Source organism: Citrobacter sp. Cu231, from assembly GCF_030332265.1.
GTDB lineage: Bacteria > Pseudomonadota > Gammaproteobacteria > Enterobacterales > Enterobacteriaceae > Citrobacter > Citrobacter meridianamericanus.
Genome location: NZ_JAOWIE010000034.1, coordinates 49,540 through 76,100, shown reverse-complemented (window position 1 = coordinate 76,100; position 26,561 = coordinate 49,540). Strand labels below are relative to the sequence as shown.

Genomic DNA, 26,561 nt, shown 5'->3' with positions numbered 1-26,561 from the left:
GGCTTACAACACTCCCAGCAGCGAACAGACCACGCTGAGCGCGACAATTGACAGCAAAATCGTGGTGTAACGCGGCCCTTTCTTCACCAGATAGAAGTAAATGGCGAACACCGCCGCCAGCGGCAACAGGCCGGGGGCAATAGAGTCGAGGATTTGCTGGACCACCACTTCAGAGCCTTTCAGGGCACTGAGTTTTAACGGTGTGGTGATCTTGACGTAGCTTGCCGACAGCGCGCCCATCATGATCAGGCCCAACACGTTCGCGCCGTAGATCAGTTCCTTAATTCGCCCTCCCTGCAGCAGACCGATAATCGAGTCACGCCCCAGCGTGTACCCTTTGTGCACCATACCGTAGCTGATTGCTAACGTAATGGCCGGGTAGAGGATTAACGGTACAATTCCGCCCATCGCGCTGCCATTGGCGGCAAATGGGATGAAAATGGCAATTAACAGCGGCATCACGGCGGCCCAGATGATCGAATCTCCCATCCCGGCCAGCGGCCCCATCAAACCCGTTTTTATCCCGGTGATGGATGCGTCGCTGATCGGCTCACCGCGCGTTTTTTGCTCCTCCATCGCAATGGAGATTCCCTGAATTACCGCCCCGAACGTCTGCTCTGAGTTGAAGAAGTTCAGATGGCGTTTCAGCGCTTCTACCTGTTCCTCTTTTTGCGGGTAAAGCTTTTTGATGATCGGCGTCATCGAGGCGCAGAAAATCAGGCTTTGCAAACGCTCATAGGAGCTGGAAACTTCCGCGCCCAGCCAGTAGATAAACCAGGCTTTGGTGATATCGGCTTTGGTCAGCGTGCCGCTTTCACGCGCACGCTCCACCAGTTCGTGTTGCATTACGTCGCTGCTCATCATGCTGCTCCTTCATTTTTTGCCAGACCTTTAATCAGGAAGGCCACGCAGGTTCCAAAGATTGCCATCGCCATGATGTCCACCTTCAGGTACAGCACCGCGAAGAATCCGCCGATAAACCACGGCAGCAAGCTCTTTTTACCGATCACCATAATGGTGATGGCGAAGCCCAGCGCTGGCAGAATGCCGCCCATAATTTCAAAAGAGTGCGTCAGCCAGTGCGGCATCAGCTTAAGGAAGCTTTCCACCACGTCCTGACCAAAATAGTTGGCGGCAAAAACCACCGGGAAACGTAGTACCAGGCCAAGCAACGCCGGGTAGAGGAACGCACAGCGCATAATGCCCGCCATGTTGGCCGTTTCCGCATGCTTGTCGGCCATATGCACCCAGGCCGCGTTTAACGTGCGGCGCAGCTGGTCGAGAAACACGCCGATGACGCCAAACGGGATCGCCAGCGCGATAGCCAGGTTCGGGTCCATTCCGGCCTTCACGGCGATAGGAATTGAAATACAGGCGGCCAGCGCCGGATCCGACGGGACGTTACCGCCCGGCGTGGAGGTCACGCCGAGGTAAACCAGCTGCATACCTGCGCCAATGATCATCGCCGTTTCCATATTGCCTAACAGCAGGCCAACGAATACGGCAATGACCACCGGTTGCAGCAGCATAGCGGAGAAGGTGTAGCCAAGGCGTAAGCGGGCAAACCAGTAATACAACCCCATCAGGCTTGCAAAGACTAAAGTATCCATAATTAGTTACCATGTTATCAAAGAGTTAGAATTTTTTCAGGATATCGTCCAGCGACTGCGGCTTATCCTCCGGGATGGTCTGGAAGAACACCTGAATCCCACGATTTTTCAGGTCGCTCAGAATGCCGACGTCTTTTTCATCCAGCGTAATGTTCTGGAATACCGCTTTGCGGTTTGGCCCACCGCCCAGCCCACCGACCTGAATGGTAGTGACGTCAAACCCCAACTGGACCGCTTCCTGAACCGCCGCCAGAGAAGGGAACAGCACCAGCACTTTGCCGTCACCAAGCTGGTTTTCTTTCCAGGCGGCCGCAAAACTTTGGTTACCGAAACAATCCACTTTGATGTTTGGCGGCGCGGCCATCAGGTAGATGTTTTTCATAAACGGATCGGCATCCAGCTCATCGCTAACCACCGCAATCCGGTTTGCCTGAGATTGCCCAACCCATTTGGTCACCACTTGTCCATGAATCAGACGGCTATCGATACGACATAAGACGATGTTTGCCATGATGTTTATTCCTTATTGTGATTGTTGTAATTGACGCACGTGGGCGACAACGTCCAGGCAACTGCTACGCCCGGCGTCGACCAGTTCAGCCACGCAGGTGGTCAACCGGCCATGCTCGCGTTTGTCGAGCGCCTCCAGCAGCAAAGAGGCGTTGAGCCCGGAAATAACAGCCACCGGGTAATCGGCGCTCAGCCGCGCCGCCACGTTGGAGGTGGTGCCGCCAATAAAATCAGTCAGGATCAATGAGCCTTCCGGCATGGTTTTCACTACGGCTTCAACGCGCTGATAAAACTCGCCGAGCGTATCAACGGGCATCAGCGCAATTTCCGTCACGCCTTTGATTTCACCCATCACCATGCGCAGGCTGTTGCAAAGCTGTTGCCCCCAGCCGCCATGGGTCAGCAGCAGGATCTGGGGCAAGGATTCAGTGGTAGTCAAAATGGCCTCCTGGCTCGATTACATAGACATAGGTAAACAGAGCAAAGGCTGTGCCAGAATTTGTGTCACGCGGGGAGGAGAGGAGCGCTGGCGAGGCAGAAAGCCGCGCCAGTAAAGGAATTAGCTATACAGCAGTTCGTAAATATAAAAATATTCCGCGTCCGATAAGCGAATGGCATAGGCCTCTTCGATCGGCAGGAAAGCGGATTTAATGACACTAAACGCGCGATTATCCAGATCCGGCTTGTTCTCCAGCGCCATCTGTAACGGTTTGCGGTTAATCACGATACGCTCGACCATACAGCAGCAGTGGATCAGGAAGCGCAGTGTCACCTGACGGCTCGGTTTGAGCGAAAGCGCGGTGGTCAGATGATTCAGCACGCCTTCCATCTCTTTGAGAATTCGCTGCGGGTTGAGCACCGAAATATGGTTAATGATGCTCTCCATAGTCAACGCGCTGATAAAGCGCATCGCGCTGCGCTCCATCTCCAGACGGCGTTCGCTGCTGGAGAGATCTGGCGTCAGCAGGCTGAGTACCAGCTCGGGGCCTTGCTCAGAGAACAGCTCCTCGAGCGAGATAAACGGAATATCCGGCAGTCCTGGCTGGAAAGTGCCCACTATTCCCGCCAGGCGTTCACTGGCGTTAATCGCCTGCTGAACACGCTCCAGGCTGCGAACTTCGTTGTAATCGAGGATCACCATCCGCGTATCCTGCGACATCAACTCACCGAAGCTCTCCTCCAGCACCTTTTTGATTTTCTCTGCCGTTCCCATCCCGGTGATGCAGGAGATAACCAGCACTTTACCGCTGTTTTCCTGCTGCGGAGTACAGAGCTGACAGGGAATATTTTTGCTCTGCATCAACGCCGCCAGCTGCGGCAAGTCGCTGGTTTCGTAGCTTAAATCCAGCCCAATCTCCAGCAGGCTGGTGAGCGTGATATTGGGCATTAGCAGTACGTCTATCTGGAATAACTTACTGATCGTGCTGCCAAAATGGACCAGTGAGCCAATATCCACCATCAGGATCAATCGGCGATATTGCCGGGTCTGGATCATCTGCGTCAGGGCTTCCAGCGTGTCATGCACCGACTGCTCGAAAGGCATATCGATAGCGCTGAACACCTCGCGCTCCAGCACGCGATTCACGTACTGCGCCTGACTTGTGGCGGTCGTCGCACCGTGGGCAATCAAAATCACTCCGCAGTCCGGACTGGCGTCAATCCGTTGGCGGTAATGGCGACACTCTTTGAGGAACAGGCACAACCAGACCACTTCCGTCGCCGGACACTGAATATGCAACAGTTCATTGATTTTCCGGCATAACAGCGTGGCGTTGTCATATTCATCTTTACAGCGATCGAGGATCAAGCTGGAAGAATAAAGCTGGGGAATAAGCCCGCGCTGCACATAGCCAATCAGCGCTAGGAAGTGTTTACGCAGCGGGTTAATCAGATTCTCCGGCAGCGTGAAACCGAGCACCTGCTCAACGCAGCCGATCAGCAGCGTGACGCGCTCTTCTATCTGATCGCCATAGCGTGGCGGATGCCCCACGCTGTCACGGCTGTAGAGACCATATTCAAAAATGGAACTGAGTTTGTTTTTGAGGATCGCCAGCGTTTCGGCTGGCGGTACGTTGCTGTTACGCAGATTGATATATTCCCGGGTCAGGAAGCTGTAGAAGAGATCGCTCTCTTCTATTTCGGCTCCGGTCGCCAGTGAATTTTTCAGCGCGGGCAGCGTGCGGGCATCGATGCTTAAATGCTCTTTGCCTTCGAACAGCGCGCCAACCAGCAAACGCTGTTCCGGCGTGGCATTAAATGAAATCTCCGCCAGGCGTTTATCCAGCTGTAGCGTGTCGCTGTGCTCGGTCATCCCTGAGGCCCAGGCCTGGGCGCAGAGAAACTGAATGTCGCTCTTAAGCTGACCAATGTTACCTTCCAGCGGCTTGTTCAGTAGCCAGAGCAGTAAGGTGCGGTCGATACTTATCGTACGCTCGATTTTGCGGCTCTCACGCTGTAAGAAGCCAACGATCAGTTCAACCTGCTCTTCCACTGAACGCTGGCGGATGCCGGGCAAATCGATACACACCTGAATACGTCGCTGGAAGGTACGCAACAATGCCGAACTTACCGGTTCGGTGGTGGCGCAAATCAGACGCACCGAAATAGACCGCGCCACGGCGTTGGAACCCAGCGGCCGGTATTCGCCTTTGTCGAGAATAGAAAATAGCTTTTCCTGACCTTCATACGGCAGACGATGCACTTCGTCGAGCAGCAGATAGCCACCGTCGGCTTGCTCGACCAGACCGGGTTTATTTTCATTTGCGCCGGTAAATGCCCCCTGTCGATGACCAAACAGGTGCGAAGAAAGCAGCTCCGGGTTATGGGCGTATTCCGCGCAGTTAAAGTAAACCAGCGGCGGCGACGCTCCCACTGCGCGTTCGCAGGCAAAACGGTGCATCAGTTCGGCAAAAAAGGTTTTGCCGACGCCGGAGGGACCGGTCAGCAGAACGTGCAGCCCGTGGGGATACAGCACCGCCGCGCGGCCTTTTTCCACCGCGTCGCGCAGGCTGCGATCGTAACCAATCAGGCCAGAAAAGGGATCCTCTGTCGCCTGGTTTTCCTGAACAGGTAACAGGTCGGCAACTGTTTGCACTTCGCGCTCGGACTCATCGAGTTTGCGTCCCAGCAGCGTTTCAATCGCCTGACGATGCAGAAAGAATACCGGGCGTCCGCGGCTTTTAATCGCCAGGCCGTCGTTCCAGAGCTGATTGAGATCTTTACTGACCGAGTTGCGCGCCAGTCCGAGGTTAAAGCCGATAGCTTCTGCTGTGAACGCTGTTTCCTGCGCCAGATGGGCAAGATTCAGTCCTCGCGTCAGCCGTTCCAGCTCCCCCAGTATTATCTCAATCCGTCTCATCTCTTTACCGCTTAAGAAATAAATGATTGTTCAGAACATACACTATTCTGCTGCGCAAGAAAGTGAGGCGGCGTCCAGACCTTCCGGTCATCAAAACGTTTTCGACAAATAATGCCGCGCAGAGCCGGTTTCCGGAAAGTTATCGAGGGTCATTTGCAGCTGATAACCGTTTTTCTGATAAAACGGCAGCGCCTGGAAACTCATCGTGTCCACCAGCGCATGCAGGCATCCTCTCTCATGCGCTGTCTGTTCGGCAGCCTGCATCAATTTTGTGCCGTAACCACCTTTACGCAGCGAATCATGCATCCACAGGAAATCTATACACAGCCATTCCCCTTTAATTTTGCCAATCAACCCGCCCAGAATTTCATTGCTTTCATCGCGCCAGTACACCGCCAGGTCGCCAAAGTTGGTGGTTCGCAGGAACTGGCGGTTGTAGGCGCGCAATCCGGCAAGCAGGGCATTTTGATCGTCTTCGGTAATGGTATCTGTAATCTGTATTTGCATCCTATCCTCCTGAAAAAGTACAACTTCTGGCTGATTTTTTGTTTGGAAATTAACACAGGCTGATGAGTGAGACGCATGCCGTCTACACTTACTCTTGAGATGATGCGCATCGACAACAAGGATTATTATCATGAAACGAGCCGCTTTACCGCTTATTGCCATTCTTTTCACGCTGCCGAGTTTTGCGCAGGCCGATTCGGCTTATGGCTCTCTACAGTCCGTTCATGAAAAAAACACCGTATTAAAGGACTTACGCAAGATTTGCACCCCACAGGGATCACCCTCCGATGATGTGTGGGAAAAAACGATTATGTCTGATACACGTAATCAGCAGCATATCCGCGAGGCTATTCTGGCAATACAAAGAAATAACCAGAACAACTACTGGGAAGCGTTGGGCAAAGTTGAATGCCCGGATTTGTAACTATCGTATTGAAAAACGAGCGCTGTAACCGGTTTCTGCGTAGCAAAATCGCCTATTGTGTAGGGAAGTGAAATACATCAAGGAGCAAGATAATGCGATACCGTTTTCCTGATAACTTTTGGTGGGGGAGTGCCTGCTCGGCGCTGCAAACCGAAGGGGATAGCCTGAATGGCGGCAAAAGCCAGACAACATGGGACGTGTGGTTCGACCGTCAGCCTGGGCGTTTCCACCAAGGGGTTGGCCCGGCGAACACCTCAACGTTTTATCAGCACTGGAAACAGGACATCGCACTGCTCAAACAGCTGAAACATAACAGCTTCCGCACCTCAATCAGTTGGTCACGCCTGATTCCGGACGGTACTGGCGAGATTAATCCTGAGGCCGTCGATTTCTATAACAACGTCATCGACGAGCTGTTGGCGCAAGGTATTACACCGTTTATCACCCTGTTTCACTTCGACATGCCGATGGTGATGCAGGAGAAAGGCGGCTGGGAAAACCGTGACGTGGTTGAGGCGTTTGGACGCTACGCGCAGACCTGTTTTAAATTATTCGGCAACCGGGTTAAACACTGGTTCACCTTTAATGAACCGATTGTCCCGGTGGAAGGCGGCTATTTGTATGACTTCCATTACCCTAACGTAGTGGATTTCAAACGCGCGGCCACCGTGGCGTATCACACTGTGCTGGCGCATTCCAAGGCGGTGCGAACGTATCGCGCCGGAAACTACGGCGGTGAAATCGGTGTGATCCTAAATCTGACGCCCTCTTATCCACGCTCGCAGCACCCGGCGGATGTAAAAGCCGCGCACCATGCGGATCTGCTGTTTAACCGCAGCTTTCTTGACCCGGTACTAAAAGGGGAATATCCGGCGGATCTGGTCGAACTGCTGACAGAGTACGATCAGCTACCAGCCTGTCAGCCAGGCGACTGTCAGCTCATCGCCGAGGGGAAAATCGACCTGCTTGGTATCAATTATTATCAGCCGCGCCGCGTGAAATGTCGTGATACTGCCGTTAATCCAAACGCGCCGTTTATGCCAGAGTGGCTGTTTGATTATTACGAAATGCCGGGGCGTAAAATGAACCCTTACCGTGGCTGGGAAATTTATGAGCCAGGTATTTACGATATTATTACTAATCTGCGTGATAATTACGGCAACCCGCGCTGCTTTATTTCTGAAAACGGTATGGGTGTGGAAAATGAGCAACGTTTCGTTGAGCATGACCAGATCAACGACAGCTACCGCATTGAATTTGTTTCCGGGCATCTTAAATGGCTACATAAAGGCATTAGCGAAGGTTGCAATTGTCTTGGCTACCATATGTGGACTTTTATTGATAACTGGTCCTGGCTCAACGGATATAAAAACCGCTACGGTTTTGTCCAGTTAGATTTAGACACGCAAAAACGTACGGTGAAGAAAAGCGGCGAATGGTTTGCCCATACCGCCCAAAACAAGGGTTTTAATTAAAAATAACCAGGATGCCGGATAGCGATCCGGCATACCGAGCTTAGTTTATTGCATGCCCTTTATGCGAACTTTTGCTGCCACCAGAAGCGCCGTCAGCAGCATCAGGCTGCCGGAAAGCATCAGGGGCGACAGCAATCCGAGGTTATCGAGCGCATAGCCTCCTACTGCGGCCCCACAGGTATTGGCAAGCTGGATCACGGCGACCTGGATGGATCCGGCTTTTTCTGCCTGATCGGCAAGTGAGCGCGTGATCCACGTCGACCAGCCTACCGGTACCAGCGCAAACGCCAGTCCCCAGATAATCGCAATGCCAGCCGCAACAACTTTGTCGCTGCCCCACAGGATCAGGACCAACGCACTGAACGCCAACACCAGTGGCGCGCCGGCTAACGCAAGTTTGACCGAGCGCTTCAGAATCACCGACGAAAGCGACGTACCAACAAAGCTGGCAATACCGAAACTGAGCAGCACCAGCGTCAGACCATCAACGTCAAAGCCCGCCAGATTCATATAGATCGGGCGAATATAGGTAAAGAAGGCGAACTGCCCGGCAAAGGACATAAAGATGGCAATCATCCCGGCCATCACCCCCGGACGTTGCAGCAGACTGAACATATTTTGTTTTTGGTGCGAAGGCTCACCGGGCAGCGATGGCAGCGCTCTCACCACCCAAATCGTACACAGCACGCCCATGACCGCCGCCGCATTAAACACATTACGCCAACCGATAATGCCGCCCAAAAAACTTCCCAGCGGGGCGGCAATCACCAGCGCGATGGAGACTGCGCCAAAAATAACCGACAGCGCTTTCGGCACCGTACGAGCGGGAACCAAACGCATGGTCAGCGACGCCGACATCGCCCAGAAGCCACCAAGCGCCAGACCGAGGCAGGCGCGGCCAACGAGCAACAGCGAAAAAGAGTTGGCAAAGGAAACCAGCAGGCAGGAGAGCGTCAGCAGCACCGAAAACAGGATCACCACGTAGCGACGATCGGTCGCCTGGATGATTTGCGTCACAAACAGGCTGGCAAACATAGCGACAAATGCCGTCACCGTCACCGATTGTCCGGCAACACCTTCCGAAATACCCAGATCCTGTGCCATCGGCGTTAGCAGGCTAACGGGCAGAAACTCAACGGTTATCAGGCAGGCAACGCAGAACGCCACGGCGAATACCGCCGACCAGTTAGGTCGGATATTCACTTCAGCGCGGGATTTTTGTTCAACAGCTTCACTCATTTTGTTACCTGCGTGGAATTATTGTAGAAAAGTTACGCAGTGTAACATTAAATTTGTGACCTATTTAACGTTTCAACAACTTTCACGGCTGAATGGCGATGTGGCTTATTCCATCTACGGCAGGGCCCTTTTATCGGCCTGATAAGCGTAATGCCATCAGGCATTAATTACTGTCAGTGCAGCCAGTGCACGCCATCTTCGGGCTGGAAAAAGGCGTTATAGCGCATTTGAAACGCATTAAGCTCCTGCATATCCGGCTCCATTTCGCGCAGAAATCCGAGCGCCAGACGCACTTGCGCGTCGGTAATCGGCGCAGCCAGCCGAGCTTTTTGCAGCCAACGGTGCCACTGCAGCAGATTCGGCTCACTGCTGTCGACAATCACGATTTGCCAGATCAACAGCACCTGGGCAGCATTTTGCAGATGCGATTCGTCAGGCCGGTGCAGGTACTGTAAAAACGCCTCGCCCTGCACTTTTCCCATCTGATCGATCATCGATTCTACCGGCACGACATCAATATTCAGTCGCTCGCTCAGACGGCGAATTGCGCGTCGTGAACCGGACGTCAGCACCCGAAATCCCACCACAAAAACAACCACCAGGGTGGTCAGCATTATCCAAATCATGCGCACATCCATTACCAGACAGGATGCCCATCATAACGGCAAATTTATCGCTGTCGATGGATGAACGCCACGGCATAAAAAAGCCCGCCATTAAGGCGGGCAAAAGTTACCAATGCACACTTAACTTAAGCGACTTTCAGTTGTTGAATCTTTTTCTCGCGACGAATTTTACGTTCTTCGAACACAGCCACGATGGCCATCAGGCAGATACAGCCGATGGCGGCGGTGTCCAGCGCGGCGAAGGTTCCTGCCCAGCCGGTGAGGCCGAAAATCGGCGTACCGTCGGCAATCATCCCCAGGCCCAGCTTGGCGAAGCTGTCACCAATCAGATAGGCGAAAGTACCTTTAATCCCGTCGGCTGCGCCGATCGCTTTTTTCGGCACAAATCCGACTGCCGCCACGCCGATTAACAGCTGTGGACCAAACACCAGGAAGCCCAGCGCAAACAGCGACGCCAGATAGACATACTGATTGCTGGCATGCTGATAAACGCCTAACGTGGCGATGATTAATGCCAGCGCTACACAGGCCACCAGGGCACGACGACCGTTCGCCAGATCAGAGAGCCAGCCCCACAGCAGCGTGCCGACCAGCGCGCCGACTTCAAACAGAGTAAAGCCCTGAATCGCCACTTCTTTGGAGAGCTTCAGCTCCTGGAAAGCGTAGACGGTGGACCACTGGTCAATACCGATACGCACCACGTACAGGAAGATGTTCGAGAAACATAACAACCAAATCACTTTGTTTTTCAGCACGTACTCAACAAAGATCTGCCATTTGGTCATTTCGTTTTCTTCGGTCTCTTTGTCCTCTTCGCTGATCTCTTCACCGAACAGCTCTTCCGCTTTGCCGAGGCCGTAAGATTCCGGGGAGTCGCTGCCGTAGCGCAGGCCGATAAAACCGACAATCAGGGCGATAATCGACGGGAAGATAAACATCCCAATGACATGGCCGTCGAACAGATAGTTGGCGCCAAACAGCGCCACGCCCGCCGCGCCCGCACCGCCGAGGTTGTGGGAGATGTTCCACATACCGAGATACGATCCACGCTTACGACGCGGCGTCCATTTGGTGATGGTGGAATAGCTACACGAGCCGCCGGTACTCTGGAAGAAGCCGCTCAGCGCGTAAAAGGCGATCATCAGAAACAGGCTGGTCGAACCCGCGCCCATGCTGGCGCTGAAGCCGAGCATACAGATGGCGGAGAGGATCAGCATAAACGGCAGGAACTGCTTGGTGTTTTTACCGTCCGCGTAGTAGGAAACCAGCGTTTTACCCACGCCGTAGGTGATGGAGAAGCCCAGGCCAATCATCCCCAGTTGCGTCATGCTCAGCCCGTAGGTGGAGATCATGTCGTTCTGCGCGATGTTGAAGTTTTTGCGGATCAGGTACATGGTCAGGTAGCCGATGAAAACCACCAGATAAGACTGCATGAACGGTTTGAACCACATTTTGCGCCGCACATCGAGCGGCAGATCCAGGGTCGGCTTGCGTACCTGGTTTAGAAAGGCCAGCATTTGACACTCCCGAGCTAATTTTTATACCTGCGAATGGCAGGCATTGTAAAAATCAGTCGGGAGACACGCCTGAGACAGCGTCCAGGTGAAACCGGGAAAATTTCTTAGTTTTGCCCTACTCGGGGAAAAAAGGTGAGGTGCATCACACTTCGCTGACGTCGCGCGGCGCCTGGGCGTTTAAAAAAGGCAGCAACAGCAGCGCGGAAATCCCCGCCGCAATGGCAATCACCACGAAAAATCCGGTCCAGTGCCAGACTTCCATTACCTTAGCCAGCGGCCATCCGGAAAGCGACGCGCCCAGATAAGCAAACAGTCCGACAAACCCGGTCGCCGCGCCTGCGGCCTCTTTGTGCGAGCACTCCGCCGCCGCCATGCCGATCAGCATTTGCGGGCCGAAAACGAAGAATCCGGTGGTGAAGAAGCACGCCGCCTGCATCACGTAACTGGCAAACGGCATCAGCCACAGCGAGCCCACCGAGAGCAAAATCCCGGCGGCGAAGATCAAGTTCATTGGGCCACGGTTGCCGTTGAACAGTTTATCCGATCCCCAGCCCGCCACCAGCGCGCCGATAAATCCGCCCAGTTCGAACATCGTCACGGCAGTATTGGCGGTCACCAGATCAACGCCCAGCGTCTCCGACATGTACAGATTGCCCCAGTCATTGATCGCCGCACGCACCACGTACACCAGCACGTAACACAGCGAAAGCAGCCAGATATACGGGTTCAGCAGCACGTATTTGGTGAGGATCTCTTTGCGGCTCAGGCCTGCGCCTTCCTGCTGCTGGGCGATTTCCAGCTCATCATGCCGCCAGTCGCCAATCGGCGGCAGACCAATCGCCTGTGGTCTGTCGCGCAGCCGCCAGCAGAGGAAAATACCGACCACAATCGCCACCATCCCGGCAATCATCATCCCGGCACGCCAGCCATAATGCAGTGCGGCTGCCGCCATCACCATTGGGATTAATGCTCCACCAACATTATGTGCGGTATTCCACAGCGCCCACCAGCCGCCGCGTTCGGTACGCGAATACCACGCGGTCAATAAACGCGCGCAAACCGGCGACCCCCAGCCCTGGAAGAACGCATTGAGCGCCCACAGCACCGCAAAGGCCCATAGCGAGGTGGAGAAGCCAAACAGAATGTTCACCACCCCGGTAGCAATCAGCCCTATCCCCATAAAATAGCGGGCGTTGGAGCGGTCGCTGACGATACCCGACACAAACTTCGACAGCCCGTAGGTGATGTAAAACAGCGTGGCCAGCAGGCCAATGTCGCTGCGGGTCAGCACGCCGCTGGTGAGGATATCCGGCACGGCGGCGTTGAAACTCTTGCGTGTGAAATAGAACAGCGCGTAGCCGAGCCAGATGGTGATCAGAATATGCCGCCGCCAGTAGCGATAGCGGGTATCCACCTCGTGTTTATCGGTAATGAGCGGCGCGTTGGCCGGAGCTTTTAAAAACGCAAACATGGCCGCTCCTTACACATAACGTTGAGGCAGTGACACGCTGACCCGCGTGCCGTGGGTGCAGGAAATCGACAACGCCCCCCCGAGGGCGGTAATGCGTTCACGCATTCCGGTCAGGCCAAATCCCTGCTGATTCGACCCCGGTGGCAGGCCGCTGCCGTCGTCCTCAATCACCAACATCAGCCGCTCATCTTGTTGCCAGCCTTGTAACGTCACCGCGCTGGCGTTGGCGTGCTTCACAATATTGTTCAACCCTTCCTGGCAGACGCGGAACAGCGTCACGCGCTGGCTTTCGCTGAGAGCCGATTCATCAATATGCCAGTCAAGATGGCTGACGATGCCGCGGCTTTCCAGCTCCATTTCACGCATCAATGAGCGGATGGCCTGCTCCAGCGTGAGATCATCCAGTTGGCGAGGACGCAGACGACCCAGAAGGCGGCGCACCGAGTCGTAGACACCCAGCGAGAGCTGTTCAATATGCTTCCCGCTCTGCTTCACGCCCGCATTCTCCGGAGCCAGGCGCTGGACGATGCCCGCTTGCGTACGAATGGCGGTGATGGTTTGGCCGATATCATCGTGCAGCTCGCGCGCCACGTCGCGACGCACGCTCTCTTCGGTCTCCAGCAGGCGTTCAGCCAACCGATGGTTACGCGCTAACTCGTTTTGCAGCGACTGATTCAGCTCGCGCAGGCGTTGGATCCCTGCGCCGAGCAGCAACCCGGTCAGGCTTTGCGCCAACAGCGAGAGCAGTAAATCAACGGGGTGATCGTGCCAGGTCTGGCTGGCAATCAGCGCAATGGCGTTCATCAACGTCGCAATCAGTGCCCCCTGCCAGCCGTAGTGCCAGGCCAATGCGATGATTGGTAAGGCAAGGCAGAACGGCGTAAAGCGCGAAAGCTCGGCGGGTAATCCCAGCTGGAGCCACAGGCTGATGCTAAACAGCAGTAGATACCAGACCAGATGCCGCCCGCGCCAGTTCACCGGCTGAGACACCACCGCCGGGCCGAGTGGCAGCCAGGTTGTACTGGTCAGATAGTGCCAGAACACCAGGCAAATTGGGGCCAGCGTTAATCCACCGGTGAGAGTCAGCAGCAGTGCATTCCACGCAGCTTCCCCCTGCCCCAGCCACGGCAGCGACTGTAACAGCGCCGCCGCCGTCAGCGCCGCGCCCTGCAACAGCAAGGTACGCCAGTCGCGCTGATGGCGATAACGGGAGATCAGCGTCACCGGCAGCAGCGTGAGGAAGCTACCGATCATCAAAAGGGGCAAATGTTCTAGCGCCACTTCCTGCGTCAGCCAGAAAAGAAGCAGCCATTCCGCACCCAGCAACACCGGCCAGTAGCCGCGCGGACATTGCAGCATCAGCCCCAGACGCAGGCCAAATGGAAACAACAGAACCGCCAGCTCCGGGCGCTCAACCAGATGCAGGCTGATGCTCCACAGGCAGAACCACGCGGCAGAGAAGATAAAGAAGCAGGCAACAACGGTGATTACCCGGGAACAGAGCGTGTTCATTACCAGCCGTCAAACATCCGGCGGGCCAGTTCGACGTCGTTGCTGACACCCAGCTTTTCCATCAGGTTGGCGCGGTGGACGTGCACCGTTTTCGGCGACAGGCCTAGTTCGGCGGCAATTTCTTTGACCGCCATGCCTTGCGCCAGTTTTTCCGCCACCTGACGTTCGCGTTTAGTCAGCGGATCCTGACGACCGGCCGCCAGCTTGACGGCGATGTCCGGCGTCAAATAACAGCCGCCGGTCGCAACGGTATGCACCGCCGCGATCAGCTCATCCGGGCTACAGCGTTTGGAAAGGAAACCACGCGCGCCCGCGTTGAGCGCCTGCTCCACCAGCGCTGGACTGTCATGGACAGAGAGCATGATAATCGCCATTCCCTTTGGCAACTGGCTTAACAGTTCAAGGCCGGAGATGTCTGGCATCGAGATATCACAGATACAGACCTGCACGCCGCGCCCCGGTAATCCCGCCAGCGCCTCGCTGCCTGAGCCAAACTCAGCCACAACCTGCAAATCAGGCTCCAGACCGAGCAGTTGGGCAAAGCCGGAGCGGACGATAGTGTGGTCGTCAATAAGGGCAACGGTGATCATGGGTTCATCCTGGCGCTAAGACATGCCTGATGGCGCTGCGCTTATCAGGCCTACGGGCGGGTGCCGTTGTAGGCCGGATAAGGCATTAATACCGCCATCCGGCAAAAGCGCTTACCTTAACGATAAGTGCTTTGCTGTTCAAGCCTTGAGCGATCAGGCTATGCCCGTTGTGACGGTAAATGTGCGGGTGTGTTTCGGTTCTATCTGAATCAACGTCCCGTTTCGTTCCGCCGCCAGGAAGCCTTCAGGGCGACAGGTCGCGGGTAGTGCGAAGGCTGCCACCTGCTGATCGCCGTTATAGAGGATCCAACGGGTGACATAATTCAGCTCCGCGCTGGAGAAACGCGTCACGAACGTGGTGCCATCAGGTGCGATCATGCTAAATTCAGGCTTATCCGTGTATCTGTCCAGTTGGTCAGCGAAGAAAACGATTTCCGGATCGTAAAAATCGGGTTCATTAAGGCGCGCCAGCGAGGCCTCACCCTGAATAATTCGCTGATTAAACGCCAGCCACTGCTCGGTAGGCTTAACATGTGCGGGTACCGACTCACGCAGCGTTATGGCTTCATCCGGGATATTCTGGCTGAAGGTCGCTTCCGGGACGTAGGCATAGTTCATATGGCACATGTACTGCAACGGCATTGCCACTGAGGCGAGGTTAGTGACCGCCATCTGAATATCAAACAGCGCGCTCGCCTTGCGCATGACCACCGCCGGATGCGCCTGATAATGATGACCGAACCCCATCACATACTCGTAGCGTCCGCTTACGCGCAAATTCTCGCCTTCCAGTTCCAGCCAGGCCTCATCCATCGCGGCACAGGCCATTTCACCATGCAGCGGGTGAGAATCTTCTGGCGACGGGCAGCCATTAGCCAATAACCCCGAGTGGAAAGCAAAGCAGCCGTAGGTCGCGACCACTTCTGCAGCCGGTTTTGGCTGAATAAACATGTTGCGCATGGTCAGATCATGCCCGTCAAACTGAGCATCCCAGATCATCTGCCCCATCCAGGGCAGAATAACCAGATGTCCACGACTGTTTTCTACCTTCAGCCCTTCCACACCGCTGGCATAACGAAACGCGGTAACCGTGAAATCGCTATTTTTCAGTAAGATTCGCGGATGCTCGGTAAAGAGTTCCCGCCACAGCGTGATACGTGTTGTCATGATCGTTCTCCTCAGGAAACCGTCGCTTCAGCCAGATTGTTGCGTACTTTGCTCTCACGCCAGAAGTAGATTCCGACGTACACGAAGCACAACATGGAGACCAGGAACGAGAGTTGCAGCGAGTGGAACATATCGGCCACATAGCCCTGAATTGCCGGAACTACCGCAGCACCGACAATTGCCATGACAATCACAGCTCCCGCCATTTCAGTATGCTCGTTATCCACGGTATCCAGCGTACCGGCGTAGATTGTCGCCCAACAGGGTCCAAACAGGACGCTCACCAGCACGGCGACGTACACGGCACTGAAGCTGGGCGCCAGCGCAACATAGATGAGAAACAGTGCGCCAATGATGGAGTAGAAGATCAGCACTTTTTCCGGATTAAAGCGCGTCATCAATATGTTGGCGATAAACTTGCCGATAAAGAAGCAGGCAAAGCTATAGACCATGAAGGTTGAAGCGTCACGCTCGTTGATATCACCCAATTCCAGTGCCAGACGGATAGTGAATGACCACACCGCAACCTGCATCCCCACATACAGGAACTGCGCCACAATCCCACGGCGGAAACGGGCATTGCTGGCCAGATAACGCAGCGTGTCCATCGCTGACGGGCGCTTATGACTCGCCGTTTGCGCGACTTTGCAGGTCGGGAAGCGGGTCAGCAGGAACAACACCATCACCACAACCAGCACCATAATCATGTACTTGTAAGGTTCAAGGGTATTTTCCAGCATCAACACTTTAAAGTTGTGGATCTGTTCCGCGTTCATCCCAGCCATCTGTTTTTCCAGACTCTCACCTTCAGAGAAGACCAGATATTTGCCCAGCAGAATACCGGCAGCTGCGCCAATGGGGTAAAAGGTCTGGCTGATATTCAGGCGCAAGGTGGCATACGCTTTTGGGCCTATCATGGAGCTGTAAGTATTAGCTGCCGTTTCCAGGAAGCTCAGGCCAATCGCAATCGCAAAAATTGCCGCGAGGAACATGGTGTAGGTGGCCATGTGCGATGCCGGGAAAAAGAGCGTACAGCCAACAATATAAAGCGTCAGTCCCATTAAGATGGCGATTTTATAGCTGGTCTTTTTAATCACCAATGATGCTGGAATCGCAATTAAAAAATACCCGCCATAAAAGGCACTCTGCACTAATGCCGAAGCAAAGTTGCTGAGTGAAAATACGCTTTTGAATTGCGTAATCAGAATATCATTTAATGCGGCTGCGCATCCCCATAATGGGAATAAACAGGATAACAAAATAAACTGGAACAGAGGTGTCTTATTCAGATAGCCGTCAGGCATCTGAATGATGTTTTTATCGTTCATAGTGCTACCTTTTACAATGCAGGAGTATTATTCGTTTAAGGTAAGAAACTCATTAAATTGTTCGATGCTTGGATAAGATGATTGAGTGCCTTTCCCGGTAACGCTAAATGCAGCGAAGAGAACGGCTTTTTTCATGGCGGCTTCGACATCACCGCTTTGAACGTAATAGTGGGCAAAACAACCGATAAAAGCGTCACCTGCGCCACTGGTATCGACAGCGTTCACTTTAAAGGCCGGCACATGGACTTCCTGGTCACGCGTCATCCACAGTGCACCTTTCTCACCCATGGTGACGATAATATTGTTCAGACCTTTATCAACCAGCGAACGTGCCGCAGCACGAATATGGTCATAGGTATCCACCGGCATACCGGTTAATATTTCAAGCTCGGTTTCATTCGGCACGAAGAAATCGCATTTACAGGCATAAGACATATCTAATTCCCGTAATGCTGGCGCGGGATTTAGTAACACTTCAATACCGTGTTTTTTACCAAATTCAATCGCGTGATAAACCGTTTCCAACTGAACTTCAAGCTGCAGGACAATAAGTTGACACTTTTTCAGATCTTCAGCGGCACGATCGATATCCTCCGGAGAGAGAAATTTGTTGGCGCCTTTGATGATCAGAATGCTGTTGCTGGAATTTGCATTAACAAAGATCGGCGCAACGCCGCTACTGGTACAAGGTACCTTTTCGACATAGGTCGTATTAATCCCCCAGGATTCGAGATTACGAATGGTGTTATCCGCAAAAATATCATCACCAACTTTCGTCAGCATCAGTACTTTGGAATTGAGCTTAGCGGCCGCAACGGCCTGATTTGCCCCTTTACCGCCACAACCAATTTTGAACGCGGGCGCTTCCAGCGTTTCCCCTTCTTTGGGCATCTGGTTGATGTAGGTGATGAGATCCACCATGTTGGAGCCAATAACCGCGATATCCATTTTACTACCTCTCAGAAACAATCACACAACAATGATATTAAAATAACATTATCATGTTACTTTCGTATCATTTGTGACTAGGATCGCGATTGGAGGATCATTTTATTGTTTATTTATTCCGCTAAGTGTTGCACTTCTATCACATTCAAAATGATTAACTTGCTTACAATTGGCTAAAAATAAGCTGCATGTAATCAATAAAACGTGAAAAAACACGCTTTTATTTCATAATAGTCAGACGTATAGTAATGCAGCAATGTCATGTTCTCAGAAACACACAAATGTTACTGAAGGAACATGAGAACATGATTCGTGGAGAGTATGCATGGAAACCAAGCAAAAAGAACGTATTCGACGTCTGATGGAATTGTTGAAGAAGACCGACAGAATCCATCTGAAAGAGGCGGCGCGAATGCTGGAGGTTTCCGTGATGACCATTCGTCGGGATCTCAGCCAGGATGACGAGCCGTTACCGCTTACGCTGCTCGGTGGTTACATTGTGATGGTGAACAAGCCCGCCGCCAACGTTAATGCCCCAGTGCCTGCGCAAAAACAGTATCATCGCGACGACTTACCGGTTGCCATTCTGGCCGCGGGACTGGTAAGTGAAAACGATCTGGTCTTTTTTGATAATGGTGCGGAAATGCCATTAGTCGTCAGCATGATCCCGGATGATATTTCCTTTACCGGAATTTGCTACTCGCACCGGGTATTCGTGGCGCTGAATGAAAAACCCAATGCCACGGTGATTCTTTGCGGAGGCACCTATCGGGCGAAAAGTGACGCCTTTTACGATACCAGCAACCCCTCTCCGCTGGATGCGCTCAACCCACGAAAAGTATTCATCTCCGCCAGCGGCGTCCATGAACATTTCGGCGTTAGCTGGTTCAACCCGGACGATCTGGCCACCAAACGCAAAGCGATGGAACGCGGATTACGCAAAATTCTACTGACGCGCCACGCCCTGTTTGATGAGGTCGCCCCCGCCAGCATTGGTCCGCTCTCCACTTTTGATGTACTGATAAGCGATCGTCCGTTACCGGCAGATTACGCAACCCACTGCCGGAACGGCTCTGTCAAAGTCATCACTCCGGACTCAGACGGCGACTAACTCACTCAAAGAAAACCGTGATTTTGTTAAACATCGACGGGTCGGACTGGTTGCGGGTCACCTTCACCACATCTTCCAGCTTGTCGATCTGGCTTATCATCTGCTCCAGACGTTGATCGTCGTTGACCAATAGCCAGATGCGGCTTTTATCGCTGCCCTGAATCGGTAGACAGAGAATGCCTTCCACGTTGAACGCGCGACGGGCGAACAGGCCGCAAACGTGAGTCATTACGCCGGGGTGGTTACGCACGGTGAGTTCCAGGATTACGTTGTCATGAGTCTGCTGTTGCATGGCTTATTCCCCCACCATCTCTGTGTTTGCCGCACCCGGCGGCACCATCGGGTATACTTTTTCATCGGCATCGATGCGTACGTGGATCAGCGCCGGGCCGGGACGATTGATAATGGCCTGCAATGCTGCCTGTGGGTCCGCTTCGTTATTCAAATCGCAGGTTTCGAGCCCAAACCCGGCGGCAATCTGCATAAAGTTAATCATTCCCGGATAGGTGGCGGCAAAAACGCCCTGCTTATAAAACAGGCTCTGCTGCTGATACACCAGACCCAACGCTTCGTTATTCATCAGAATGATTTTAATATCCAGCTGATTTTCGCTGGCTGTCGCCATTTCCTGAATGTTCATCATCAGGCTGCCGTCACCAGAGAAGCACAGCACTTTTTTATCCGGGTTCGCCAGCGCCGCGCCAATCGCCGCTGGCAGGCCAAAGCCCATGGTTCCCAGACCGCCGGAGGTCAGCCACTGACGTGGGCGGTTCAGCGGATAAGCCTGCGCCGCCCACATCTGATGCTGACCGACGTCGGTGGTAATGATCGCGCTGTCGTCCACGCAGGCGGCAACGGCGTTAATCAGCCCGTAATGGCTGAGCGGATTTTTTTCCTGCGGGATCGTGCATGGAAATTCTTGCTGCAGGTCAGACACCAGCTGATGCCACTCTTCACGCGGTTGCGCTTCAATCAATGGGATCAATTGCGCCAGAACCTCATCGACATCCGCCTGGATCGCCACGTGCGGCTGTTTGATTTTACCCAACTCTGCGCGGTCAATATCCACGTGGATGATTTTGGCATTTGGGCAGAACTGTTCGGTTTTACCAATCGCCCGGTCATCAAAACGTGCGCCAAGAACAATCAGTAAATCAGACTCTTGCAGAATAAAATTGGTGCTGCGCGCGCCGTGCATACCCAGCATGCCTAACGACAGCGGATGCGCTTTTGGCAACATGCCGAGCGCCATCAACGTCATGGTGGTAGGCAATTTTGCTTTTTCGGCCAGCTCACGAACGCGCCCCGGCGCGTTAATCACGCCGCCGCCGAGGTACAGCACCGGGCGTTTGGCGGCGTTAATCATAGCTGCAGCATCACGAATACTGTCCTGGCTGAATTCCGGCGCCGCCATTTTCTGCGCAGGCTCCGGCATTTCTTCAATGTCAAAAACAGCGGTTTGAATATCCTTAGGAATGTCTATCCACACCGGGCCTGGGCGTCCGGACTGCGCAATGCGGAACGCATCGCTCATGACCTGCGGTAATTCATTGATATGACGGACCAGATAGTTGTGCTTGGTGATGGGGATAGAGATGCCGTAGGTGTCAACTTCCTGGAAGGCGTCAGTGCCAATCATCGAGGCCGGAACCTGTCCGGTGATACACACCAGCGGGATGGAATCCAGACGCGCGTCGGCAATGGCAGTCACCAGGTTGGTTGCGCCCGGTCCGCTACAAGCCATACAGACGGCGGGCTTGCCATCGGTTCTCGCCATCCCCTGCGCGATAAACCCCGCGCCCTGCTCGTGGCGCGCCAGGATATGACGGATTTGCGTACTTTGGCTTAAGGCGTCATAAACGGGAAGAATCGAGCCGCCTGGAATACCGGTGACGACCTGAATCCCCTGGCGCTCCAGGAAATGAACGATGAATTCTGCGCCCGTAAAACGCGTACGCTTGGATGTTATGCCCGAACTTGCCATGCTCCAGTCCTTTTATTCTGGGCCTTTGCTCCGGGCAGGTCTCTGAAACGAAAAACCCCGCCCGGTTTGCGCCGGCGGGGTTTTGGAATCGTGTGTTGTTCCGGACCCTACGGCGCATTGCCGACGACCACCACCACACGCACGACAACCGCTGCGCGAGATGGCGCAGTTTTTAGTAGGGTCGCAGTCAGCATAGAAGGGTTCATTAGGGACCTGTTTGTTTGTTGATTAACTGGATTCATACAAACACAGGTTTTTCAGTGTGACAATGGAAAAATTTTCATCTGCACAAAAATGCGTCAAGGATCACATTTCGCTGTGCCCAATTGAAAAACAAAAAACCCCGCCGGAGCGAGGTTTTTTTCAGCGCGGCGCGGTTGGTAGCCGCCGAACACACTGTGTTATGTCAACAAAAAAAGTATACGCGTTCTGCGAAGAACACGCAATTTCGGCACGAATTTTGATGGTTTTGAGTATGGAACATGAATAGCATAACGTCCATAAAATACTGTTAATTTATACAGTATTTATCTATAATGTCTCGGTACGCAATGTGTTATGCGGGGGCCGCAGAGTAAACCGGCGCAACAAAGTCCTGGCTGAAACGGGTGGTGCCGTCAGCGCCTTAACCCCGTGTGAGCACACTGTGTTATGTCAACAAAGGTGCTGACAACAGGCAGCGGCGAGGTACGCCAGCACCGTGCTCCTTGTACCAAAAGGAGAGCGTATGAGCCTCGTGGATATCGCTATTCTTATCCTCAAACTCATTGTTGCAGCACTGCAACTCCTTGATGCTGTTCTGAAATACGTTAAGTAACTCAGATTCAAGTCGCACCGAAGGGGGGCGGGTAACACTCCGCTCCCCTTTCACCTTCTCCCTGGTGCTTGTGTCGTACCAATGTGTTACGTTTTTATGACATTCTCAGGGAAGAATTCCACTATGACGCTTTCTGTTTTCTGCATTTTGCTGTTCGCCGCACTGCTGCATGCCAGCTGGAATGCCATTGTAAAAGCGGGAAACGACAAGCTGTACTCGGCGATCAGCGTCAGCGGAACCGCTGCGATTATGGCGCTGATTTGTTTACCCTTTGCGCCGCAACCCTCTGCCGCCAGCCTGCCGTTTTTAGCTGTCTCAACCGCATTACAGGTGGTCTATACCGTTCTGGTCGCTAAAACCTATCAGGTTTCAGATATGAGCCAGACCTATCCTCTGATGCGCGGCACAGCGCCGCTGCTGGTCGCAATTATCAGCGTCCTGTTCCTTGGCGATAGCCTCTCGTTACTCGCCTGGGTAGGGATTGCCACCATCTGTCTGGCTATTCTCGGGATGGCATTTAACGGACGTAGCGGTTCGCAACGCGGGATTATCCTGGCGCTCGTTAACGCCTGCTTTATCGCCGGTTATACGCTGGTTGATGGCACTGGCGTCAGGCTTTCAGAAACCGCGCTGGGCTACACGCTATGGACCTTCTTTCTGAACGGCTCTTGCCTGCTGAGCTGGGCGATGTTCGCCCGACGCCGGGAAGCGTCACGTTATCTGGTACAGCAGTGGAAAAAAGGTATTCTTGGCGGGATTGGTACGATGGGATCTTACGGCCTGGCGCTGTGGGCCATGACCCAGGCTCCGCTGGCGGTGGTCGCTGCGCTGCGTGAAACGTCGATCCTGTTTGGCGCGCTGCTCGCGTGGCTGCTGCTGAAAGAAAAGGTTGCCGGAATACGTCTTGTTGCAGCCGCAGGCATTGCTGTAGGCGCAGTTTTACTCCGCTTATCATGATCGCGTTGTAAACCCGATGCAATCCGGCAACATTTGTTGCCGCTTTTTGTTTACATTTCCTGCCGTCCATCACGTAAACTTTCCAGCCCACTATCTGGCCTTCTTTTTCTGTTGTGGTAGATTCCACGCGCATTTACGGGAAAGTGCAGCACCTTATTCTTCTTTTTTCTCTTTTTTAAAAGTAATCAGCGAAATGAAAAGGCATAGAAGCGTCAATTTGTTGTTGATGTTGGTATTACTGGTGGCGGTAGGTCAGATGGCGCAAACCATTTATATCCCCGCGATTGCTGATATGGCGCGTGAACTGAACGTTCGCGAAGGGGCGGTACAAAGCGTGATGGCCGCCTATCTGCTGACCTACGGCGTGTCGCAACTGGTTTACGGTCCCCTTTCTGACCGCGTAGGGCGCCGCCCGGTGATCCTCGCCGGAATGTCTATTTTTATGCTGGCCACACTTGTCGCGATTACCACCCATAGCCTGACGGTACTGATTATCGCCAGCGCCATCCAGGGGATGGGAACGGGCGTCGGCGGTGTGATGGCGCGAACGTTACCGCGCGATCTGTACGAAGGCACGCAACTGCGCCACGCCAATAGTCTGTTAAACATGGGGATCCTGGTCAGTCCGCTGTTAGCTCCGCTGATTGGTGGTGTGCTGGACACAGTGTGGAACTGGCGCGCCTGCTATATTTTCCTGTTGATTCTGTGTGCGGGCGTGACGTTTAGCATGGCACGCTGGATGCCGGAAACGCGCCCTGCGGGTGCGCCGCGTCCACGACTGATCGCCAGCTACAAAACCTTGTTTGGTAATAGCGCTTTCACCTGTTACGTGCTGATGTTGATCGGTGGTCTGGCGGGTGTTGCGGTCTTTGAGGCCTGCTCCGGGGTGTTGTTGGGCGCACGACTCGGTCTGAGCAGCATGGTGGTCAGTATCCTGTTTATTCTGCCCATCCCGGCGGCATTTTTCGGTGCATGGTTTGCCGGTCGTCAGAATAAGCGTTTCTCGACGCTAATGTGGCAGTCGGTGACCTGCTGTCTGGTAGCGGGTTTAATGATGTGGATCCCAGGGCTGTTTGACGTGATGAACGTCTGGACGCTGCTGGTTCCTGCCGCACTGTTTTTCTTCGGTGCCGGAATGTTGTTTCCTCTGGCAACCAGCGGCGCAATGGAGCCTTTCCCGTTCCTGGCAGGCACGGCTGGCGCGCTGGTTGGAGGATTACAGAACATTGGTTCCGGCGTGCTGGCATGGTTCTCTGCCATGCTGCCGCAAACCGGGCAAGCCAGTCTGGGTCTGCTGATGACCCTTATGGGGCTGTTGATTTTTGTTTGCTGGCTTCCGCTGGCGTCACGCGTATCGCATCAGGGACAGGCGGTTTAAGCGTATGATGGCCCGGCATATCGCCGGGCTTTTCGCATTCTGGCGCGATCATCGTCGTCAGCAACGGCTCCAGCGCCGGACGCCAGGCCCCCTCCTCACCATCATAGAACTGCGTATCCGCATTGATAGCATAGGGAATTTTCGCTTTTTTCAGCTCGCACGCCATAAAGCGTGCAAACGCCATTTGCGAAGCAGAAGGCGGGTTTCTGATGGTCTCTCCTGGCGACCAGCCTCCAACCCAACTTAGATGACCTGTTTTCTGCTGCCAATGAATGGCGGTATTGATACGCGCGCGAATGGCGGCCTTTTCTGCCGCAGTCCCTGATGTCCACGGATATTTGCCGTTATTTTTCATCGGTCCCCACGGAAAAATATGCCATTGGGCCAGCACGGTATTCTGACTTTGCGGCGGCAGCTTTAGATTGGCCAAATCTTCCGGAGCGGCATGCAGTTTCGGCGCGATAAAAATCATTCGCTGTGGATCGATGGCATGGATGGTTCGAATGGTTTTGTCATACACGCGATTGAGCGATGCCTGATTATGGTAGAGCTTATCAGAGGGGTCATATATCAGGTCAAAACCCAGCAACGGCGAGCGTTGACCAAAATAATGCGCCACTGCCACCCACCAGTTAACCACCTCTTTTTCGTTACCGGCACTGGGGTCTTTTTTATATTCATCAGCCTGATAGGCAATGATCGGGATCACGCCATACTGCTCACAGGCTTCTACCAGCTTGCGCAGATGAATCAGCCGCGATTCTGTGGGCTCTCCCGCCACACGAATGCGTACGTGGGCCAACCCTTTCGCCTTGTAGTCCCGCACCACCAGCGGATCAAATTCTCGGATACCCCGATCGGTGCGTGCCCAGTCTACGTCCATCCCAACGCCAAGCTGCTGCGCATATTGCGCCGCCGTCAGCGCAGGTTGCGCGGCACACGCGGTGGCGCTGGCTAACAGTAAAAGGGAAACTATCGGCTTTAACACGGTCGTCCTTACGCAAATCATCAGGAGTGATATCACGTATTTAGCATGCTTTTTGACTTTCCGTGTAGTGAGAACGCGTAAAAATATTCGCAGTCCGCTTATTTAACCTGCTCCTGAAGCCAGCTGATAAATGCCTCAATTTTCGGCCATTGCCTGCCTGGCAATGTGGTGATGTAGTAATGCTGATGGCATTTCAGCGCCATATCGCCAAAAGGCGCGACCAGTTCTCCGCTGTCGAGACGTTTTTGAACCAACCGCTTTCGGCCCATCGCCACGCCGATATGGTTCATGGCGGCAATTACCGCTAAATCAGAGCGATCGAAACCAATCCCCGACGATGTCGGCAGATTCGCCGCAAAATGTTGTGCCCAACTGTGCCACTCATCGGTTCCTGAGTCGTTACTCCATGCCTGTCTGTCGTGCAGCAAGGTGCAGTGCGGCAAATTCACCAGCGAACCCGTAAGGTCATGGCGGCGAGCGTAGTCCGGGCTGCATACCGGCAGGATCTCTTCATCCATCAGGAAGTGGTGTGTAAGCTGCGCAGAGGGTGCATCGTCAAAATAGATAGCCAGATCGACACCGGCGCGCTGCAGATTGACGTTGTCGTTTCCGGTTAGCACGGTCAGCGAAATCGACGGATAGCGACGCGTAAAGTCGCCGAGTGCCGGAACCAGCCAGCACTGAGCGATAGAGGGCCGTGAGTAGACAGTGAGCGTCCCGGACAGCTCCTGATTTTTAATATCAAGAATCTCCTGGTTGAGCGTATCCAGCGACGATTTCAGCGCCCAGAACACCCGCTTACCCTCGTGGGTGAGTTCCACTTTACGGTGCGAACGGACAAACAACTGAATGCCCAGTTCCTCTTCCAGCTGATTAATGCGATGGCTAACGGCGCTGGGGCTTAACGATAACTCATCTGCCGCCAACGCAAACGATTGATGCCGGGCCGCCACTTCAAAGGTATACAGTTTTGACAGCTGCCAACCGTTGAGCAGCCGGTTTCTGACCTCGCGTAGGGGATCCAAATTCACCTCCTGTCCTCCT

At 53.8% G+C, this 26,561-nt stretch carries 26 protein-coding genes and 1 pseudogene; 7 read left to right on the top strand and 20 right to left on the bottom strand.

All coding sequences use genetic code 11. The annotated features are described in order from the left end of the window. Positions 1-3: 3 nt before the first annotated feature. From OGY15_RS11305 to OGY15_RS11280, 6 genes are all read right to left on the bottom strand, one after another. Positions 4-864 carry a PTS system mannose/fructose/sorbose family transporter subunit IID gene (locus OGY15_RS11305; protein ID WP_005121522.1) on the bottom strand — a complete coding sequence of 287 codons (861 nt, stop codon included), beginning with the start codon at positions 862-864 and terminating at the stop codon, positions 4-6. Then, positions 861-1,610, bottom strand: a complete 750-nt coding sequence (locus tag OGY15_RS11300) for a PTS mannose/fructose/sorbose/N-acetylgalactosamine transporter subunit IIC (RefSeq protein WP_003023960.1) — start codon at positions 1,608-1,610, stop codon at positions 861-863. The genes OGY15_RS11305 and OGY15_RS11300 overlap by 4 nt, the downstream gene beginning before the upstream one ends. Positions 1,611-1,635: 25 nt before the next feature. Continuing rightward, entirely contained in the window at positions 1,636-2,121 is a 486-nt protein-coding gene (locus OGY15_RS11295; RefSeq protein ID WP_003023959.1) for a PTS sugar transporter subunit IIB, read from the bottom strand. Between the two features lie 12 nt (positions 2,122-2,133). Continuing rightward, complete coding sequence (locus OGY15_RS11290; protein WP_003840671.1) at positions 2,134-2,559, bottom strand: PTS sugar transporter subunit IIA; 426 nt, start codon at positions 2,557-2,559, stop codon at positions 2,134-2,136. A 120-nt stretch (positions 2,560-2,679) separates the two neighbouring features. After that, positions 2,680-5,478, bottom strand: a complete 2,799-nt coding sequence (gene dagR / locus OGY15_RS11285; RefSeq protein ID WP_286539207.1) for a transcriptional regulator DagR — start codon at positions 5,476-5,478, stop codon at positions 2,680-2,682. Between the two features lie 90 nt (positions 5,479-5,568). Continuing rightward, the gene (locus OGY15_RS11280) at positions 5,569-5,985 is read right to left on the bottom strand and encodes a GNAT family N-acetyltransferase (RefSeq protein WP_210904079.1); all 417 of its coding nucleotides are present in this window, start codon (positions 5,983-5,985) and stop codon (positions 5,569-5,571) included. A 130-nt stretch (positions 5,986-6,115) separates the two neighbouring features. Between OGY15_RS11280 and OGY15_RS11275 the strand changes: the two genes are divergently transcribed. Further along, positions 6,116-6,409 carry a YicS family protein gene (locus tag OGY15_RS11275; protein WP_286539204.1) on the top strand — a complete coding sequence of 98 codons (294 nt, stop codon included), beginning with the start codon at positions 6,116-6,118 and terminating at the stop codon, positions 6,407-6,409. 92 nt (positions 6,410-6,501) lie between these two features. Next, entirely contained in the window at positions 6,502-7,884 is a 1,383-nt protein-coding gene (gene gmuD / locus OGY15_RS11270; RefSeq protein WP_187253907.1) for a 6-phospho-beta-glucosidase GmuD, read from the top strand. 45 nt (positions 7,885-7,929) lie between these two features. On the opposite strand, the gene nepI is transcribed toward gmuD, so the two are convergent. The 6 genes from nepI to uhpA all read right to left on the bottom strand — a co-directional run bounded on the left by nepI (position 7,930) and on the right by uhpA (position 14,839). Continuing rightward, positions 7,930-9,123: a purine ribonucleoside efflux pump NepI gene (gene nepI, locus OGY15_RS11265; protein ID WP_252838592.1), complete on the bottom strand. Its 1,194-nt coding sequence runs from the start codon at positions 9,121-9,123 to the stop codon at positions 7,930-7,932. A gap of 173 nt (positions 9,124-9,296) precedes the next feature. Next, positions 9,297-9,749, bottom strand: a complete 453-nt coding sequence (locus OGY15_RS11260) for a DUF1198 family protein (protein WP_151217091.1) — start codon at positions 9,747-9,749, stop codon at positions 9,297-9,299. A gap of 125 nt (positions 9,750-9,874) precedes the next feature. After that, on the bottom strand, positions 9,875-11,266 hold the full coding sequence (uhpT, locus tag OGY15_RS11255; RefSeq protein WP_003023929.1) for a hexose-6-phosphate:phosphate antiporter UhpT: 1,392 nt from the start codon (positions 11,264-11,266) through the stop codon (positions 9,875-9,877). Between the two features lie 142 nt (positions 11,267-11,408). After that, the gene (locus OGY15_RS11250; RefSeq protein WP_286539198.1) at positions 11,409-12,737 is read right to left on the bottom strand and encodes an MFS transporter; all 1,329 of its coding nucleotides are present in this window, start codon (positions 12,735-12,737) and stop codon (positions 11,409-11,411) included. 9 nt (positions 12,738-12,746) lie between these two features. Next, a complete protein-coding gene (uhpB, locus tag OGY15_RS11245) occupies positions 12,747-14,249 on the bottom strand; it encodes a signal transduction histidine-protein kinase/phosphatase UhpB (RefSeq protein WP_286539196.1) in 1,503 nt (500 codons plus the stop codon). Further along, positions 14,249-14,839 carry a response regulator transcription factor UhpA gene (gene uhpA, locus OGY15_RS11240; RefSeq protein WP_151217095.1) on the bottom strand — a complete coding sequence of 197 codons (591 nt, stop codon included), beginning with the start codon at positions 14,837-14,839 and terminating at the stop codon, positions 14,249-14,251. The genes uhpB and uhpA overlap by 1 nt, the downstream gene beginning before the upstream one ends. A gap of 22 nt (positions 14,840-14,861) precedes the next feature. Here uhpA and OGY15_RS24835 point away from each other — a divergent pair. Continuing rightward, positions 14,862-15,047: pseudogene (locus OGY15_RS24835) on the top strand (hypothetical protein); the annotation flags it as partial. On the opposite strand, the gene OGY15_RS11235 reads toward OGY15_RS24835, so the two are convergent. Genes OGY15_RS11235 through rbsK form a run of 3 tightly spaced genes read right to left on the bottom strand, consistent with a single transcriptional unit; the run spans position 14,993 to position 18,282 of the window. After that, on the bottom strand, positions 14,993-16,006 hold the full coding sequence (locus OGY15_RS11235) for an aldose 1-epimerase family protein (protein ID WP_286539193.1): 1,014 nt from the start codon (positions 16,004-16,006) through the stop codon (positions 14,993-14,995). The pseudogene OGY15_RS24835 and the gene OGY15_RS11235 sit on opposite strands and share 55 nt — an antisense overlap. 11 nt (positions 16,007-16,017) lie before the next feature. Next, positions 16,018-17,334 (bottom strand): L-fucose:H+ symporter permease, encoded by a 1,317-nt coding sequence (fucP, locus tag OGY15_RS11230; protein ID WP_286539191.1) that lies wholly within the window; start codon positions 17,332-17,334, stop codon positions 16,018-16,020. A 27-nt stretch (positions 17,335-17,361) separates the two neighbouring features. After that, the gene (gene rbsK / locus OGY15_RS11225; RefSeq protein ID WP_003844463.1) at positions 17,362-18,282 is read right to left on the bottom strand and encodes a ribokinase; all 921 of its coding nucleotides are present in this window, start codon (positions 18,280-18,282) and stop codon (positions 17,362-17,364) included. A gap of 325 nt (positions 18,283-18,607) precedes the next feature. Between rbsK and OGY15_RS11220 the strand changes: the two genes are divergently transcribed. Next, on the top strand, positions 18,608-19,393 hold the full coding sequence (locus tag OGY15_RS11220; RefSeq protein ID WP_151224030.1) for a DeoR family transcriptional regulator: 786 nt from the start codon (positions 18,608-18,610) through the stop codon (positions 19,391-19,393). 1 nt (position 19,394) lies between these two features. Here OGY15_RS11220 and ilvN read toward each other — a convergent pair whose 3' ends face one another. The 3 genes from ilvN to ivbL form a co-directional block, all read right to left on the bottom strand. Next, complete coding sequence (ilvN, locus tag OGY15_RS11215; RefSeq protein ID WP_151224031.1) at positions 19,395-19,685, bottom strand: acetolactate synthase small subunit; 291 nt, start codon at positions 19,683-19,685, stop codon at positions 19,395-19,397. Between the two features lie 3 nt (positions 19,686-19,688). Next, on the bottom strand, positions 19,689-21,377 hold the full coding sequence (gene ilvB, locus OGY15_RS11210; protein WP_187253912.1) for an acetolactate synthase large subunit: 1,689 nt from the start codon (positions 21,375-21,377) through the stop codon (positions 19,689-19,691). Positions 21,378-21,484: 107 nt separating this feature from the next. Continuing rightward, a complete protein-coding gene (ivbL, locus tag OGY15_RS11205) occupies positions 21,485-21,583 on the bottom strand; it encodes an ilvB operon leader peptide IvbL (protein ID WP_003827118.1) in 99 nt (32 codons plus the stop codon). 521 nt (positions 21,584-22,104) lie between these two features. Here ivbL and tisB point away from each other — a divergent pair. The 3 genes from tisB (at position 22,105) to emrD (ending at position 24,529) form a co-directional block, all read left to right on the top strand. Further along, on the top strand, positions 22,105-22,194 hold the full coding sequence (gene tisB, locus OGY15_RS11200) for a type I toxin-antitoxin system toxin TisB (RefSeq protein WP_003023909.1): 90 nt from the start codon (positions 22,105-22,107) through the stop codon (positions 22,192-22,194). Between the two features lie 123 nt (positions 22,195-22,317). Then, positions 22,318-23,151 carry an EamA family transporter gene (locus OGY15_RS11195; protein WP_151217106.1) on the top strand — a complete coding sequence of 278 codons (834 nt, stop codon included), beginning with the start codon at positions 22,318-22,320 and terminating at the stop codon, positions 23,149-23,151. A 193-nt stretch (positions 23,152-23,344) separates the two neighbouring features. Beyond that, positions 23,345-24,529, top strand: coding sequence for a multidrug efflux MFS transporter EmrD (emrD, locus tag OGY15_RS11190; RefSeq protein WP_151217108.1), 1,185 nt, complete (start codon positions 23,345-23,347; stop codon positions 24,527-24,529). On the opposite strand, the gene OGY15_RS11185 is transcribed toward emrD, so the two are convergent. Both OGY15_RS11185 and dsdC read right to left on the bottom strand, forming a co-directional pair. Continuing rightward, complete coding sequence (locus OGY15_RS11185) at positions 24,456-25,538, bottom strand: cellulase family glycosylhydrolase (protein WP_286539489.1); 1,083 nt, start codon at positions 25,536-25,538, stop codon at positions 24,456-24,458. The two genes, emrD and OGY15_RS11185, sit on opposite strands and share 74 nt — an antisense overlap. 77 nt (positions 25,539-25,615) lie before the next feature. Beyond that, on the bottom strand, positions 25,616-26,542 hold the full coding sequence (gene dsdC / locus OGY15_RS11180; RefSeq protein ID WP_151217220.1) for a DNA-binding transcriptional regulator DsdC: 927 nt from the start codon (positions 26,540-26,542) through the stop codon (positions 25,616-25,618). Between the last annotated feature and the right edge of the window lie 19 nt (positions 26,543-26,561).